This window comes from Tessaracoccus luoxuelianae (assembly GCF_055326245.1).
This window is the reverse complement of sequence record NZ_JBUZNO010000008.1, coordinates 77084-93563: the sequence shown is the minus strand read 5'-3', so window position 1 is coordinate 93563 and position 16480 is coordinate 77084. Positions and strand designations below refer to the sequence as shown.

The window sequence follows — 16480 nt, the reverse complement described above, 5'->3', positions numbered from 1 at the left end:
GGCCGGGGCGCACCGGCCCACCCCACCCTCACCATCCCAGCCAAGGAGAACCATGACCGCAGAACGCCATCAGACCGCCCCAGCTTCCCGCCCGGACGGCTGGTGGCGCTCCGCGGTGGTCTACCAGGTCTACCCCCGCTCGTTCCAGGACTCCAACGGCGACGGCATCGGCGACATCCCAGGCATCACCAGCCGCCTCGACCACCTGGCCGAGCTCGGGGTCGACGTCATCTGGCTGTCACCCGTCTACCGCTCGCCGCAGGTGGACAACGGCTACGACATCAGCGACTACCGCGACATCGATCCCCTGTTCGGAACCCTCGCGGACCTCGACGAGCTCCTCGCCCAGGCTCACTGGCGCGGGATCAAGCTGGTCATGGACCTGGTGGTCAACCACACCTCGGACCAGCACCCGTGGTTCGTCGAGTCCCGCGACCCGGCCTCCCCCAAGCGGAGCTGGTACTACTGGCGCCCCGCCCGTCCCGGACACGAGCCCGGCACGCCTGGCGCCGAGCCCGACGACAGCGCCGCGGCCTTCGCGCCGTCGGCCTGGACGTTCGACCCGGCCAGCGGCCAGTACTACCTGAGCATGTTCAGCCCCGGGCAGCCGGACCTCAACTGGGAGAACCCCGAGGTTCGCGAAGCCGTCTACGACATGATGCGGTGGTGGGTGGACCGCGGAGTCGACGGCTTCCGGATGGACGTGATCAACCTCATCTCCAAGCCACACGACCTCGCCTCCGGCGGCCCGATCGAGCCCGGCTCGGCGGACTTCCGCCAGATCGCCAACGGTCCCCGTCTCGACGAGTTCCTCGCCGAAATGAACCGCGAGGTGGGCCTCGACGACCAGAATCTGCTCACCGTCGGCGAGATGCCCGGCGCGACCGTTGAGTTGGCCCGGCGGGTCACGGACCCTGCCCGGCGGGAGCTGAACATGGTCTTCACGTTCGAGCATGTCAGCCTCGACCAGGCCTCCGGTAGCAAGTGGGACCTGATGGCACTGCCCCTGCCCGCGCTGAAGGGCAACCTTGCCCAGTGGCAGTACGGTCTGGCGGAATCGGGCTGGAATTCGCTGTACCTCGACAACCACGACCAGCCGCGGGCAGTGTCCCGCTTCGGCGACGACTCCCCCGAGCACCGCGTCAACTCCGCCAAAACGCTGGCCACCGTCCTGCACCTGCACAAGGGCACCCCGTACGTGTACCAGGGTGAAGAACTCGGCATGACGAACTCCCCCTTCACCGAGATCGGGCACTACGTCGACGTCGAATCGCTGAACCACCACACCCTGGCCACGGCCATGGGCACCGCCGAGGCCGAGATCCTCCGCTCGCTGGCCGCGAAGAGCCGCGACCATGCACGCACCCCCGTCCAGTGGAACGACGGCCCGCACGCGGGCTTCACCACCGGCGTGCCCTGGCTGCCGGCCAACCCCAACTACCGCGACATCAACGCCGAGGCGGCCCGCCTCGACCCCGCGTCGGTGTTCGCCCACTTCCAGAGTCTGATCGCGCTTCGACACACCGACGAGGTGGTCCGCGAGGGCCGCTTCGAGCTGCTTCTGCCCGAGCACGAGCAGCTCTGGGTGTTCACCCGCACCCTGGGCGACACCACACTGCTCGTCCTCGCCAACTGTTCGTCGACCTCGGCGGAACTCCCGCTCGACGCCCTCCCCAGCCTCGACGGCGCCGAATTGATCCTGGCCACCCACGATGCCGCCGACCCCTCGTCGCTCGCGCCGTGGGAGTCCCGAATCCTCCGCCTGGCCACCCGCTGACCCTCACCACTGAAGGACCTTCCCCCATGCAGGACATCACGGACCAGGCGACCCTGGTCTCCGACCAGAGCGCCCAATGGTGGCGCCAAGCCCTCGTCTACCAGATCTACCCCCGCAGCTTCGCCGACAGCAACGCCGACGGCATCGGCGACCTGCGCGGCATAGCGTCGCGGCTCGACTACCTCTCCGGCCTCGGCATCGACGCGGTGTGGCTGAGCCCCTTCTATCCCTCCGCCCTCGCCGACGGCGGCTACGACGTCATCGACTACCGCGGAATCGACCCGCGCATCGGCACCCTCGATGACTTCGACGAGCTCGCCGCCGGGCTGCACGCGCGTGGCATCCGGATCCTCATCGACATCGTGCCGAACCACACCTCGAACCTGCACGACTGGTTCCAGCAGGCGATCGCGGCGGGCCCCGGATCGGCCGAGCGGGAGCGCTACATCTTCCGCGACGGCACCGGCCCGGACGGCTCCGAGCCGCCCACGGACTGGGTCTCGATCTTCGGGGGCAGCGCCTGGGAGCAGGTGGCCGACGGACAGTGGTATCTCCACACCTTCGCCGTCGAGCAGCCGGATCTGAACTGGGCCAGCGATGAGGTCCGGGAGGAGTTCCTCAGCATCCTGCGCTTCTGGGCCGATCGCGGCGTCGACGGCTTCCGCGTGGACGCCGCCCACATGCTCGCCAAGGACCTGACGGAGCCGCTGCCCACGCAGGCCGAGCTCGAGGCCCACCCGAGGGACGGCAGCCATCCCACGTGGGACCGCGACGAACTCCAGGAGATCTACGCCGAGTGGCGCGGGGTGTTCAACTCCTACGACCCGCCGCGCACGGCGGTCGCGGAAGCCGCGGTGCACTCGTCACGCGTGCCGCTCTACGCGAGCCCGTCCACGCTGGGGCAGTCGTTCTTCTTCGACCTCCAGCTCGCCAACTACGACGCGGCAACCTTCCACCGGATCATCGACGAGTGCCTGGGTGTCGCGGCCGTGTCCGGCTCGTCGGTCACCTGGGTGCTCAACAACCACGACACGATCCGGTCAGCCAGCCGCTACGGCACCCCGTTCCCGGGGACGAACCCCGACGGGACGCCGCTGCGCAAGCACGGCGGCGACTGGCTGATGGCCGGAGGGGACCCTGTCCTTCTCGACGCGGCCACTGGCCTTCGCCGGGCGCGCGCGGCGACGCTGCTTCTCATGGCGCTGCCCGGCTCGGCGTACCTCTATCAGGGCGAGGAGCTCGGCCTCCAGGAGGTGGCGGAGATCCCCGATTCGCTGCGCGCCGACCCGTCGTTCTTCCGCAACCGTGAGCTGGAGGTGGGCCGCGACGGCTGCCGCGTACCGCTCCCGTGGACGCGGTCCGGGTCGTCGTTCGGCTTCGGCGAGGACGGCTCGCACCTGCCACAGCCGCTGTGGTTCGGGCACTACTCCGTCGAGGCGGAGTCCGGGGATCCGGGCTCGACGCTGTCGATGTACCGACGGGCGGCGCAGCTGCGGCGGGAGCTGCAGACAGACGAGTCCATGGTGTGGATCCCGACCGACTACGACGAGGTGCTGCGGTTCCGGCGGTCGGGCGGCTGGGAGGTGGTGTCGAACTTCGGCAAGGATCCGGTTCAGCTGCCCGAGGGAGAGATTCTGGTCGCCTCGGGCCCGTGGGGAGACGAGCTTCCGGGCGAGACCACCGTCTGGCTCCGCGCCTGACCGCCCGCCGGGCCATCTTCGCTCCCTGAGGAGCTCCGCGCCATCCTCGGTCCCTGAGGAGCTCCGCGTCGCGTAGCGACCGTGGAGCGTCTCGAAGGGTCGTATAGTGACCTTCCCTCGGACTTAACCCACTCGCCCGGGTCCGCCTCGCCCTGGTCCGCCTCGCCTTGGTCCACCGTCTGGGTGCGGGGATCCGGGTTCCGCTGCACGGGCGGCCCGCGGTGGCCGGGTCCCCTCGTCGCCAGACACCACCGGGTGGTCGGGGCCTGCGGCGCCTCTGAGGGCCGCCCGTGCAGCGGATCCCGGTTCCCCGCCGCCTTCTGCTGTGGCGTGGCCAGGTTGGGGTGTGGCCCGTCAGGGCGGCCCTGGCAACAGCCTGCTGAGGCGGGAGCCAGCCGGGTGATCGTCGGGTTGAGCACCGCTACGCAGTGCCGCCCTGACGTCCCGCACCCTCGCTGCACCTCACGGTTTGTCACTGGGGTTACGACTTTGCGACCAAAGACCCCGGCGTCTGAAGCCGCCCCCCGCGGGTTGAGCCGGGCATGCCGCGGAGCGGCGCAGCCCGCGTCGAAACCACCCTGAGCCCATGAACCCAACCGCCCGACGGCCTCGCTCCGGTCGGTGAGAAAAGGGACCCCGCGTCTGGGCCCGCTACCAAATCGGTAGATCTGGGTTCGTAGTCGCCACCAGATCCACCCAACAGACAGGCGATGACGGGCCCTTTCGCGAGGGTGGGGACGACAGGGCGGCACTGCGCAGCGGTGCAAAACCCGACGAGCACCTGACTGCCCTCCGCCTCGAGGAACTCAAGCCAGGGCCCGCCCTGACGGGCCACACCCGAACCCGGCCACGCCGCAGGCCAAGCCAGTGCAGGGAGACGGGAGCCGAGGCACGGGCGGCCTCACCACCCAACCACCCTCCGAGTCCGGAGGACGTGCAGACCGTGGACAACGGCCGCTCGGGCCTCGGGTCACGGCTCCCTGCACCGGACAGCAGGGTTGATCGGGCAACGCGCGTCACGACCCGCGGGGCAGGCCTCAGCCGACGGTGGCGAACACGTAGGCGACGAACGTCACCACGCTGACGACCGTGTACAGGCTCAACACGTTGTTGGAGTAGGCCACCTCGTCGCGCCTGTGGGCGGGCAGGAAGATCGGGACGATGAACGGCGGCGGAAGGATGAACAGCATGAAGACCGCCGCCTGGGCGAACTGGTCAAGGCCGAGCCACCGACCCACGACGAGTTCGGAGAGGACAAGCGCCAGGATCAGGCACACCACGAAGCGGACGGCCACCAGCGGGGCCGCCTCCCGGACTCCGTCGCGGCTCAGCCTGGTCCCGTAGCCCACGATGAGCAGGATGACGGGCACGATCACGGCGGCGAGGTAGCCGAGCGCGCCCAGCACCCCGGCCGAGAACGGGTTCGCCGCAAGCGGTTCGGCCACGCCGAGCGCGTTGAGCACCAGACCGGCGAAGATCGCGAGGATGACCGGCGACTTCACGAACGAGGAGAGAGTCTCGATCAGCGACACCGCCCCGTCGCTCTGACGCTTCAGGAGCGTCACGAAGATGAACCAGATGAAGAACTCGTGCCCCAATCCGACGATCGCCGCCGTCGGCACGTTGCCCAGGCCGTAGGCCGCCGCGTACAACGCCAGGCCCACCATGCCGAACTCGAACCCGGTGAACAGGAAAGTGGCCACGGGCGGTGCCCCCAGCGCGCGCCGCGCCAGGGCACCCATGCCGAGCAGCAGGACGCAGGCGACGGGGATGATCACGATGAGCGCCAGGTATTCGGCCCGGAACTCCATCGACAGGAATGCGGTGAACAGCACCGCAGGGAGCACAACGCTGACGATGAGGCGCTTCAGGCCCTCGACCACGCCGTCGTCCAGCACCCGAAGGCGGCGTAGGAGGATGCCCAGCACGATCAGCAGGACGATGGGGATGACGCTGGCGAGCGTCTCTGCGATGGTGCCCATGGCTGGCACCCTAGCGAGCCCTCGTCGTGCCGACGACGGTGGGGCTCCTCCCGCTAGAGGAGGAACGCCTCGCCAGGCCCCTCGGAGGCCTGGATCTCGCCCAGCACCCACCCGTGGACACCGCGTGCGGCGAGTGCCGCCAGGGCCGCGTCTACCTCATGCTGAGGCAGGATGGCCACCATGCCCACGCCCATGTTGAGGGTGGCGTCGACGTCGGCCTGCTTGAGCCCGCCCACCGTCTGCACGATCTGGAAGATCGCGGGCGGGGTCCAGCTGGAGCGGCGCAGCACCGCGGCCATGTCGTTGGGGATCACGCGGGCCAGGTTGTTGGCCAGCCCGCCGCCGGTGATGTGGCTCATGGCGTGCACCTCGACGGTGCTGATCAGGTCCAGCACGTCGAGCGCGTAGATCTTCGTGGGCTCGAGGAGCTCCTCGCCGAGGGTGCGGCCGAGTTCGTCGACATGGCGCCCCAGGTCCCAGCCCGCCTGGTTCAGCAGGACGTGGCGGACCAGTGAGTAGCCGTTGGAGTGCAAACCGGACGAGGCCATGGCGATGATCGCGTCGCCCGTGCGCACCCGCTCGGGCCCGAGGATCTTCGAGCGCTCCACCACGCCCGTCGTCGCGCCGGCGATGTCGTACTCATGCGGCTCGAGGAGGCCGGGGTGCTCGGCCGTCTCCCCTCCGATGAGGGAGCACCCCGCCGCGACACACGCGTCCGCGATCCCGCTGACGATCGCGGCGATCCGCTCCGGGACCACCTTGCCGCAGGCGATGTAGTCGGTGACGAACAGCGGTTCGGCGCCGCAGACCACGAGGTCGTCGACGAGCATGCCGAGGAGGTCGAAGCCGATGGTGTCGTGCTTGTCCAGGGCCTGGGCGATGGCCACCTTGGTGCCCACGCCGTCGGTGGAGGTGGCCAGCACCGGATGCTGGTACCCCTTCAGCGCCGAGGCGTCGAAGAACCCTGCGAAGCCGCCGAGACCGCCCAACACCTCGGGCCGACGGGTGCGGCCCACGTGGGCCTTCATCAGTTCGACGGCGCGGTCGCCCGCCTCGATGTCGACGCCTGCGGCGGCGTAGGCACTCTTCTCCACTATCTCTCCTCGAGTCTCAGCAGCTCGGCCTGGGCAGGCGGGATCGCGACGGGATAGTTCCCGTCGAAGCAGGCACGGCACAGGTTGTCGGCGGGCACGTGGGTGGCCTCCGTCAGGCCTTCAAGCGAGATGTAGCCAAGGGAATCTGCGCCGAGGGAGCGGCGGATCTCCTCCACCGTCAGGCCCGGCGCGATCAGCTCGGCCCGGGAGGCGAAGTCGATGCCGTAGAAGCATGGCCACTTCACCGGCGGCGACGAGATGCGCACGTGGACCTCACGGGCGCCGGCCTCGCGCAGCATCCGCACAAGGGCGCGCTGGGTGTTGCCCCGCACGATCGAGTCGTCGACGACGACGAGGCGCTTGCCCTCGATCACCTCGCGCAGCGGGTTGAGCTTCAGCCGGATGCCGAGCTGGCGGATGGTCTGGCTGGGTTGGATGAAGGTGCGGCCCACGTAGGCGTTCTTCACCAGGCCCTGCCCGTAGGGGATTCCCGAGGCAGCCGCGTAGCCGATGGCCGAGGGCGTCCCCGACTCCGGCACCGGGATCACCAGGTCAGCGTCGACGGGGTACTCCTCCGCGAGCTTCCGGCCGATCCGGACCCGGACCGTGTGCACGCCGTGTCCGGCGATGGTGGTGTCCGGGCGGGCCAGGTAGACGTACTCGAAGATGCAGCCCTTCGGCTTGGCCTCGGCGAAACGCACGGACCGCAGTCCGCGCTCGTCGATGGCGAGGAACTCGCCGGGCTCCACCTCACGCACGAAGCTGGCGCCCACGATGTCCAGCGCCGCCGTCTCGGAGGCGACCACCCAACCGTTGGACAGACGCCCGAGGACCAGGGGCCTGATGCCCTGCGGGTCTCGGGCCGCGAAGATCGTGCGTTCGGTCATGAAGGTGAGGCAGAAGGCGCCCTTCAGGCGGGGCAGGACCTTCATCGCCACCTGCTCGATGGGCTCCTCGCCGAAGCTGGCCATGAGAGCCGTCACCAGCGACGTGTCGTTGGTGGAGTCCATGGTCTTCTTCTCCGGCACCCGCTCGGTGGGGTCCAGCTCCGCCAACCACGCCTCGAGCTCGTGGGTGTTGGTGAGGTTGCCGTTGTGGGCCAGGGCCAGTCCACCCGCGTGCGTGGCGCGGAAGGTGGGCTGCGCGTTGTGCCAGACGCTGGCCCCCGTCGTCGAGTAGCGGGTGTGACCGATGGCCAGCCGGCCGGGAAGCGACTTCAGCGTGGCCTCATTGAACACCTGGCTGACCAGGCCCATGTCCTTGTAAACCATGATGCGCTGGAGGTTGCTCACCGCGATGCCGGCGGACTCCTGGCCTCGGTGCTGCAGCGCGAACAGGCCGAAGAACGTCAGCTGGGCCACGTCCTCTTCGGGCGCCCAGACACCGAACACGCCGCATTCTTCCTTGGGACCGTCGTAGCCGAGCACGCGGCAGACTCTACCCGCTGGCGCCGTTCCGGGCGCCGTCCCCTCCTCCGGTGGGCCGATGCTCAGGCCGACGACGGGTACAGCGACACCAGGGTGGCCTTGATCACCGCCACCACCCGATCACCGGGCGCCAAGCCCAGGTCGCGGACCGCGGAGGGGGTCAGGTCGGCAGCGACCCGCTGCCCCACCACGTCCAGCGTCACCCGCTGCACGGGCCACCTGTCCTCGATTCCCACCACCAGGGCGGGCAGTTCGTTGCGCGGACTCCCGTGCGGAGCCTCCCGGAACACGCTGACCGCGGTGGGCGCGAACACGGCGCGGGCCGGCCCCGGCGGCAGAGGGCCCGCGGAGATGCCCGCCACCATGATCCCCTCGTCCAGCCGGACCCCGCCGTCGCCCGTGGCCTCGCCGTGCAGCAGGTTGACCCCGACGAAGCCGGCCAGGAAGGCGCTCGTGGGGCGCTGGCACACATCGTCGACGTCCCCCTCCGCGACGACGCGGCCTTCGCTCAGCTCCACCACCCGGTCCGCCAGGGTCACCACGTCGAGGAAGTCGTGGGTGACCAGCACGGTGGTGATCCCGCGCAGGCGCTGCCTGAGGAGCGCCCGGACCTCCGGCGCCACGCTGGCGTCCAGCGCGGCCAGCGGCTCGTCCAGCAGCATCACCTCCGGGTCGATGGCCAGGGAGCGGGCCAGGGAAACCCGCTGCGCCTGCCCGCCGGAGAGGGACCTGGGGCGGCGCTGCCCCAGGTCCGCGCATCCGACGGCGGCCAGCTCCTGGGCGGCCCGGGCCCGGGCGGCCCCCCGCGACACACCGCGGGCGCGGAGTCCGAAGGCGACATTGTCGAGGACGTCGAGGTGGGGAAACAGCAGGGAACGCTGCTCGACGTAGCCGAATCGCCGCTGGTACGGGGCGACGTGCCCCTCCGGCCCGGACAGCTCCAGTCCGAGGACGCTCACGCGGCCGCTGGTGGGGCGCAGGTCGCCGGAGAGCAGCTGGACCAGGCTGGACTTGCCCGCGCCGTTGGGGCCCACCACCGCGACAGTCGCGCCCTCGGGGACGCCCACATTGAGGGTCAGGCCCCGGTCCGCGACAGAGGCGTCGACCCTGATGGCCTCAGGCATCGGTGCGGCCCGTCCGCATCGCCACGAACACGACGACAGCCGCGACCCCCAGCAGCACCAGCGCCAACGCCAGCGCCAGCTCGGCGTCGGACTCCCGCAGCAGGTAGATCTCCAGCGGCAGCGTGCGGGTCACGCCCTGCAGGGACCCGGCGAACGTCAGTGTTGCGCCGAACTCTCCGAGCGCCCGTGCGAACGCGAGCGCGGTGCCGGACAGGATCGCGGGGGCGGCCAACGGCACCGTGACCTGCCCGAACACGTGCGTGGGCCGCGCGCCGAGCCGTGCCGCGGCCCGCTCGTAGTCGGTGCCCGCGGAGCGCAGGGCCCCCTCGAGCGAGACCACCAGGTACGGCAGGGCGACAAATGTCTGCGCGACGATCACGGCGGCGGTCGTGAAGCCGATCTCGATCCCGAGCACGGCCAGCGGCGCGCCGATGAGCCCGCGCCGCCCGAGGGTGGCGAGCAGCGCCAGCCCCGCGACGACGGGCGGCAGCACCATCGGCACCGCCACGACCGTCCGCGCCACGCCGACCCACCGGCCCCGCGACCGCGCCAGCACGAGCGCCGTCGGGACGCCGAGGATGAGCACCGCGAGGGTGCTGGCCAGGCAGGTGCCGAGGCTGAGCGCCAGCGCGTCACGGGCCCGCTCGGAGCCCAGGAGTTCACCCAGCCTCCCCCATGGGACCCGCAGCAGCAGGCCGAGCAGGGGCACGACGAGGAACGCCAGCGCGGCGGCGAAGGGCGCCCACGCCCAGCGCGGGAGCGCTGCGGCGGTCACTGCGGTGGCCCGAACCCGGCGGCGCGCAGGTCATCCTGCCAGGGCCCGGTCAGCTCGTCGATGAAGCGCTCAGCCGCGTCGGGGTGGGGCGCATCGGCCACCGCCGCAACCCAGTAGGTGTTCGGATCGGCGCCGGCACCGGCGATCTCGATGCTCTCCACGGCGGTCGAGGCCGCGGCGTCGGTGGCGTAGACGAGGCCGGCGTCGGCCTCCCCGGAGGCGACCTTGCCGAGGACGTCGGCCACTCTGCTCTCCTCGGAGACGGGACGGAGCTCCAGCCCGGCCGCGTCGGCCAGCCTGTGTGCGGCGGCCCCGCACGGCACCTCCACCGCGCACGCCACGAGCTTCCCGCGGTTCAGCGACTCGTCGAATCCCGTCACCCCGGCCGGATTGCCTCGCGGTACGGCGATCACCAGCCGGTTGGTGGCGAACATCACCGGATCGTCGACGACGAGACCCGCGTCGACGGCGCGCTGCATCACCGCGCGGTCGGCCGAGGCGAACACGTCGGCCGGGGCCCCACCGGCCAGCTGGTCGAGCAGCCCGGACGAGCCGTCGAAGCTGAAGGTAGCCTCGGCGCCCACGTCCTGCAGCACCTCACTCAGGGATGACGCCGCGAACACGACCGGGCTCGTCGACGAAGGCTGCCCGCAGCCCGTGAGTGCCAACGCGGCGGCGAGCAGTGCCGCGGACCTCTTCACGACCTGAGCCCCTCGATCGACACGTTCGTCGCCTTGATGACAGCGGTGGCCACCGAGCCGACCGCGAGCCCGAGTTCCCGCACCGCCTCGGTGGAGATCAGGCTGACGATGCGGTAGCGGCCGCACTGCAGCTCCACCTGGCTCATCACCAGATCCGAGGTCACCTTCGTCACGATCCCGGTGAGGTGGTTGCGCGCTGATCGCGTCCCCGCTCCCCCGTCCAGGTCGTCCAGCCCTCCATCGGCGAGCTCCTGGGCGAGCGCGGCCAGCGCGGCGCCGTCGACGACCCGTCTCCCCTGCTCGTCGGCGCTGGCCGGCAGACGGCCGGCCTCAACCCAGCGACGGACCGTGTCGTCGCTCACCCCCAGAAGGCTTGCCGCTGCCGAGATCCGCATCTGCGTCATGCTTGACCCTAACACTCCGCTCCTGCGGATCGGTGGGTCTGGTCCTGTCGGCCTTCGCGCCGGAATAGGCTGGGGCCATGAGTCACAGAGCCGCCGTCATCACCTGCTCGGATCGCGCCTCGGGCAACGTCTACGAGGATCGTTCGGGCCCGATCATCCGTCGCGCGCTGAAGGAGTTGGGATTCGAGGTGACGGAGCCGGTCATCGTGCCGGACGAGGCCGAGGTGATCGCCACAGAGATCCGGCTTGCGGTGGCCGACGGCGCCCGCGTGGTCATCACCACGGGCGGGACGGGAGTGGGCCCGCGGGATGTCACCGTCGAGGCGACCCGGTCCCTGCTCACCTACGAGGTGCCGGGGGTCGCCGAGGCCGTCCGCAGCCTGGGCGCGGCGAACACTCCGCTGTCGTGGCTCTCCCGGGGCCTGGCCGGGGTGATCGACCACAACGAGAACCGCGCGTTCGTCTACAACGCCCCCGGCTCCCGGGGTGGGGCCCGCGACGCACTCTCAGTGCTGGCCCCGCTGCTCGTTCACATCGTCGACCAGCTCGACGGCGCCGATCACGACCTCAACCGGCCCTCCAGCCAGTAATCAGGAGTCGGCGGGCCGGCTCCAGTCGCCTGAGCGCCCCCCGCTCTTGGCGGTGATCCGCGCCGACACGATCTCGGCCGAGCGGTCCACGCCCTTGACCATGTCCACCACCGCCAACGCCGCGACAGTCACCGCCGTCAACGCCTCCATCTCGACGCCGGTCCGGTCCGCGGTCCGCACCGTCGCTTCGATCGCGACCCCCTCGTCGACGATCGACAGGTCGACGACGGCGCCGTGCACGCCGATCACGTGTGCCAGCGGCAGCAGATCCGGGACCCTCTTCGTCGCCGCGATCCCCGCGACCCGGGCGACGGCCAGCACGTCGCCCTTCGGCACGGTTCCCGTGCGCAACGCCTCAACCACCTCCGCCGAGCAACGGACGGAGGCGACGGCGGTGGCCGAGCGGACCGTGGGTTGCTTGGCGGTGACGTCGACCATGCGGGCCTCGCCGCGGGCATCAAGGTGCGTGAACTCCATGGCGGTCACGCTAGCGCGCTGACCAGATGCACCGCGACCCTCTCGCCGGGCTTGACGCTCTCCACGTCCTCGCCGAGGACCGCCAGAGCGTCGGCCAGGTGAAGCGAGGCCACCAGGTGGGAGCCTGAGCCGAGCCGGTGCGAGGGCTGCACCGCGCCGTCGACGATGCGCACCGGCGTGTACTGCCGACGCCCCGGCGGGCTGTGCCACCCCTCGGCGACGGGGAGCTGGGTGGACGGCCACAGTGTGGGAAGGCCCTGAAACGCGGCCAGCAGCGGGCGCAGGTACGCCCAGGCCGAGACGAACACGCTGACGGGGTTGCCGGGCAGACCCAGGAAGGCCACGGGCCGCCCGTCACGGTCACGCAGTGCGCCGCAGGCCTGCGGCTTGCCCGGCTGCATCGCCACCTTGACGAACTCGATCTCGCCCTCGACCACCTGCCGTACCACCTCGAACGCCCCCACGGACACCCCGCCGGAGGTGACCACCACGTCCGCGGCGGCGGAGGCCTCGTCGAGCACCCGCGCGAACTGGGCGCCGTCGTCGGGCACCGATCGCCGCAGGACGACCCGGCCGCCGAACCTCTCCACGAGGCCGGCGAGCAGGATCGAGTTGGAGTCCGGGATCTGGCCGAAGCCGAGTGGCTCACCGGCGGGCGCAAGCTCGGAGCCGGTCGACAGCACCGCGACACGCGGCCTCCGACGCAGCGGCACTGACCCGAAGCCGATCGACGCCGCCGCGGACGCAGCCTCAGGCCCCCACGTGGTGCCGGAGGGCAGGACGATGTCTCCCGCGCGCACGTCCTCACCCGCCCGCCGCACGTGCCTGCCCGGCACCGCTGCCCCACTGACGACAACGCGATCGGGAAGCGGCGCGGCGCCCATCGGTTGGTCGGTGGCCTCCACCGGGACGACGGCGTCAGCCCCCGGTGGCATCGGCGCGCCCGTCATGATCCGGGCCGTCTCCCGGGGCCCCACCGTCGGAGTGGAAGTGGCGCCGGCAGGGATGTCGCCGATCACGCTCAGGACGGCCCCGGGCGTCGCGTCGGCGGCGCGCACCGCGAACCCGTCCATGGCCGAATTGTCGAAGGGGGGGACCGCCACCCGCGCCGCGAGGTCCTCCGTCAGCACCCGGCCGCGACCCTCATCGACGGGTGTCGCCTCGGATGGCAGGAGCGTGGCCAGCGCCAGCACCCGCTCCAGGTACTCCTCGACGCTCAGCATTCCCAGCCCCGGCTCACGGGCACTGCGACCACTCGTGGGTGCCGTCGGCGAGGAACTGCTTCTTCCAGATCGGAAGCCTCTCCTTGACCCGCTCCACCAGGTCCGACGCGCAGTCGAACGCCTGCGCCCTGTGCGACGCCGCGACCGCCACGAACAACGCCACCCCCCCGATGCCCAGCGTGCCGAGGCGGTGCTGCGCCGCGATCGCATGCACGCCGTCGCGGCCCTCGAACTCGGCGACGATCTCCCGCATCACGGCCTCCGCCGTCGGATGCCCGACGTACTCGATGCCCGTGACCGCCACCCCGTGGTCGTGGTTGCGCACGATGCCGCCGAACGTGACGACGGCTCCCGCGCGGTCATCGGAGACGAACGCCGTCAGCGCGTCGACGTCGACGTCGTCGGGCGTCACCCCTGCGAGTTGCTTCACACGCCCACCCTAACCCGAGGGGTCAGCTGGGCTTCGGCGCGCCCGGGCGGGCGTAGCGGAACCAGGTGATCGCGATGCACATCACGGCCCACACGGCACCGATGGCATAGAACAGCGTGGGGCTCATGATGGTGAGTCCGACGCCGAACAGGAACGGTCCGAAGGCCGCGATGGCCGCGGTCCAGCCGATCACGCCGCCCGCCTGCCGCTTCTCGAAGATCATCGGCATCTGCTTGAACGTGGACGCGTTGCCGATCCCGGAGAACAGGAAGATCAGCAGCATGCCCCACAGGAACTGGTTGAACCCGCCCTGCAGCGCGGCAGCGCTGGAGGTGTCCGGTGTGAGCGCCGGGATCGTGAAGAGGATCGAGCCCAGGATGCCGATGCCGGAGATGAGCGTCCAGATGGCGCCACCCATCCGGTCAGTCAGCGGCGAGAACACGATACGGGCCCCGGCACCGACGAGCGGCCCGAGGAAGACGAACTTCACCGGATCCGGCAGCGTGTAGCCGTCGACGAGCATCGTGGCCGTGGCCCCAGAGCCCTCGACGATGGCGGCGTTGCCCGCCCCGTAGAGGTTGAGCATCAGCAGGCCGAACTGGGCCGCGAGCCCGGAGAAGGTGCCGAAGGTCATGATGTAGAGGATGGTCATCCACCAGGTGTCCTGGTTGGAGAAGATGTCGAACTGTTGCTTGATGTTGGCCTTGATCGGCACGGACCGCAGCGCGATGTAGGCCCAGATGGCGCCGACGATGATGAACGGGATGTAGACCAGCGCCGAGTTCTGGTACCAGACCGTGACGGGGTCCCTGCCCGCGAACGACATCTGCTGCGAGCCGAGGAACCCGAACATGCCGAAGGTGATCAGCCAGGGCGTCATGAGCTGCACGAGCGACACGCCGAAGTTGCCGATGCCCGCCTGCAGGCCCAGCGCGGTGCCCTGGAGGCGCTTGGGGAAGAAGTACGAGGTCGAGGGCATGAATCCGGAGAACGCACCGCCGCCGATGCCGGAGAGGAACGCCAGACCCAAGAGCCGCCAGTAGGGCACGTCAGGGTTGGTGACCTCAAAGCCCCACCCGAGGACCGGCAGGATGAGCAGGAGGGTGGTCAGGGTCACCATCTTGCGGGTGCCGATCTTGGGCGGCAGCACCATCCACACGAGCCTCAGGATTCCGCCGGACAGGCCGGGCATGGCGGCCATCCAGTAGAGCTGCTCCTTGGTGAAGTCGAAGCCGAGCGCGTTGAGCTTGGGCACGATGGCGCTGGGGAGGAACCAGGCCACGAAGGCCAGGGTCAGCGTGAAGGTCGTGATGGTGAGGGTGTTCCAGGCGAGTCTGCTGTCCCACTTCTCCGGATCCTCCGGGTCCCAGGCCTGGAGCCAGTCGCCCTTGGTCTCGAACTTCTTGGTACTCATACTGCGGACTCCTCAAGGGGAAGTTCGATGGTGCCGGCGAGTTCGGGTGACTTGTCGTGCAGCATCTTGACGATGGTGAGGTGCATCCACACCGCGCAGATGACGGTGAGGAGGAACAGGACGAAGAAGGTGGACGTGGGGAACCCCGACCACAGCTTGGTGTAGGCGAACAGCGGCGGAAGGACGAACCCGCCGAGGCCACCGAGGGTGCCGACGAGGCCGCCGACCGAGCCGACGTTCTCCGGGAAGTACTCGGGGATGTGCTTGAACACCGCGGCCTTGCCCAGGCCCATGGCGCAGCCCAGGAGGAACACCAGCACCGCGAACATCCAGAGGCTGAGGCTGTAGGCGAGGTGCTCGGTCTGGGAGCCGTCGGCGTGCTCGATGACGATGTGGCCGTTGGGCATCATGAGGATTCCGCTGGTGAGCAGCATCAGAGCGAACGTCCAGTACATGACCCTGCGGGCGCCGAAATGATCCGACAGCCAGCCGCCCACGGGACGCAGGAGCGAGGCCGGGAAGATGAAGGTGGCCGTGAGCAGACCCGCGGTGGTGAGGTCAACGTCGAAGTTGTCGACGTAGTACTTGGGTAGCCACGCCGACAGCGCCACGTAGGCGCCGAAGACCGCCACGTAGTAGAGGCTGAACCGCCACACCCGCATGTGCTTGAGCGGCAGCAGCATGGTGCGGACGCTCCGGCTGGTGCCGGGCGCGCGATCCACGCGCGGCACGATCACCCACACGGCCACCCCTACGATGACCAGCAGCACGGCGTAGATCACCGGAACCAGGCGCCAGCCGCCCTCGATGCCGAACGCGAAGGTGGCCCCCGCCGTCCCTGCGATCAGCGGGGGGCCGATGAACTTGGTCACCGACGCGCCCACGTTGCCCGCACCGAAGACGCCCAGGGCGAGGCCCTGGCGCTTGCGGGAGTACCAGGCCGCGTTCCAGGCGGTGCCGACGGAGAACAGGTTTCCGGCAAAGCCGACGAGGAAGGCCAGCACGAGCAGGAGCCCGTAGCTGTCGGCCTTCGAGACCAGGAAGGCGGGCAGCGCGGTGGCGAACAGCAGGAACAGCGTGACCTTCCGGCCGCCGATCCGGTCGGCCAGAATGCCGGCCGGGAGCCGCCACATCGAGCCGTTGAGGACGGCCAGGGCCGAGATCCAGGACAGCTCCACGTCGGTGAGGCCGAGTTCCTTCTGGATGGGGACGCCGAGGATGCCGAACATCAGCCACACCGCGAACATCAGCGTGAACGCGAGGGTGGACATGATCATGACGCGGCCGGCGCCCTTGCCCGTCTCGTGGACGGGCTCAACCTCGATGAGGTGCTTACTCACGTGTGGGGTGTCTCTCTAGGGG

At 70.1% G+C, this 16480-nt stretch carries 15 protein-coding genes; 3 read left to right on the top strand and 12 right to left on the bottom strand.

Annotated elements, in window-relative coordinates; all coding sequences use genetic code 11:
- The first annotated feature begins 52 nt into the window (after positions 1–52).
- Both ACZK39_RS12790 and ACZK39_RS12785 read left to right on the top strand, forming a co-directional pair.
- Positions 53–1777: a glycoside hydrolase family 13 protein gene (locus tag ACZK39_RS12790; protein WP_459056300.1), complete on the top strand. Its 1725-nt coding sequence runs from the start codon at positions 53–55 to the stop codon at positions 1775–1777.
- A gap of 26 nt (positions 1778–1803) precedes the next feature.
- Positions 1804–3477, top strand: coding sequence for a glycoside hydrolase family 13 protein (locus tag ACZK39_RS12785; protein ID WP_463613530.1), 1674 nt, complete (start codon positions 1804–1806; stop codon positions 3475–3477).
- Positions 3478–4514: 1037 nt separating this feature from the next.
- Here the strand turns inward: ACZK39_RS12785 and ACZK39_RS12780 are convergent.
- From ACZK39_RS12780 to ACZK39_RS12750, 7 genes are all read right to left on the bottom strand, one after another.
- Entirely contained in the window at positions 4515–5459 is a 945-nt protein-coding gene (locus ACZK39_RS12780) for an AEC family transporter (RefSeq protein ID WP_463613529.1), read from the bottom strand.
- A 53-nt stretch (positions 5460–5512) separates the two neighbouring features.
- Complete coding sequence (gene purM, locus ACZK39_RS12775; protein WP_463613575.1) at positions 5513–6556, bottom strand: phosphoribosylformylglycinamidine cyclo-ligase; 1044 nt, start codon at positions 6554–6556, stop codon at positions 5513–5515.
- Complete coding sequence (gene purF / locus ACZK39_RS12770) at positions 6553–7980, bottom strand: amidophosphoribosyltransferase (RefSeq protein WP_182782266.1); 1428 nt, start codon at positions 7978–7980, stop codon at positions 6553–6555. The genes purM and purF overlap by 4 nt, the downstream gene beginning before the upstream one ends.
- A gap of 62 nt (positions 7981–8042) precedes the next feature.
- A complete protein-coding gene (locus ACZK39_RS12765; protein WP_463613528.1) occupies positions 8043–9104 on the bottom strand; it encodes an ABC transporter ATP-binding protein in 1062 nt (353 codons plus the stop codon).
- Positions 9097–9879, bottom strand: coding sequence for an ABC transporter permease (locus tag ACZK39_RS12760; protein ID WP_182799038.1), 783 nt, complete (start codon positions 9877–9879; stop codon positions 9097–9099). The genes ACZK39_RS12765 and ACZK39_RS12760 overlap by 8 nt, the downstream gene beginning before the upstream one ends.
- Positions 9876–10580, bottom strand: coding sequence for a molybdate ABC transporter substrate-binding protein (modA, locus tag ACZK39_RS12755; protein WP_463613527.1), 705 nt, complete (start codon positions 10578–10580; stop codon positions 9876–9878). The genes ACZK39_RS12760 and modA overlap by 4 nt, the downstream gene beginning before the upstream one ends.
- The gene (locus tag ACZK39_RS12750) at positions 10577–10984 is read right to left on the bottom strand and encodes a TOBE domain-containing protein (protein WP_463613526.1); all 408 of its coding nucleotides are present in this window, start codon (positions 10982–10984) and stop codon (positions 10577–10579) included. Before ACZK39_RS12750 ends, modA begins: the two co-directional genes overlap by 4 nt.
- 77 nt (positions 10985–11061) lie before the next feature.
- Between ACZK39_RS12750 and ACZK39_RS12745 the strand changes: the two genes are divergently transcribed.
- Positions 11062–11574, top strand: coding sequence for a MogA/MoaB family molybdenum cofactor biosynthesis protein (locus ACZK39_RS12745; protein WP_182782263.1), 513 nt, complete (start codon positions 11062–11064; stop codon positions 11572–11574).
- Here the strand turns inward: ACZK39_RS12745 and moaC are convergent, their stop codons facing one another.
- From moaC to ACZK39_RS12720, 5 genes are read right to left on the bottom strand one after another with little or no spacing between them, the layout of a single operon-like run.
- Entirely contained in the window at positions 11575–12060 is a 486-nt protein-coding gene (moaC, locus tag ACZK39_RS12740) for a cyclic pyranopterin monophosphate synthase MoaC (protein ID WP_463613525.1), read from the bottom strand.
- Positions 12057–13274, bottom strand: coding sequence for a molybdopterin molybdotransferase MoeA (locus ACZK39_RS12735; protein ID WP_463613524.1), 1218 nt, complete (start codon positions 13272–13274; stop codon positions 12057–12059). The genes moaC and ACZK39_RS12735 overlap by 4 nt, the downstream gene beginning before the upstream one ends.
- Before the next feature lie 13 nt (positions 13275–13287).
- A complete protein-coding gene (locus ACZK39_RS12730) occupies positions 13288–13704 on the bottom strand; it encodes a molybdenum cofactor biosynthesis protein MoaE (protein WP_463613523.1) in 417 nt (138 codons plus the stop codon).
- 22 nt (positions 13705–13726) lie between these two features.
- On the bottom strand, positions 13727–15118 hold the full coding sequence (locus ACZK39_RS12725; RefSeq protein WP_463613522.1) for an MFS transporter: 1392 nt from the start codon (positions 15116–15118) through the stop codon (positions 13727–13729).
- Complete coding sequence (locus ACZK39_RS12720) at positions 15115–16458, bottom strand: MFS transporter (protein ID WP_370585700.1); 1344 nt, start codon at positions 16456–16458, stop codon at positions 15115–15117. Before ACZK39_RS12720 ends, ACZK39_RS12725 begins: the two co-directional genes overlap by 4 nt.
- Positions 16459–16480 lie beyond the last annotated feature (22 nt).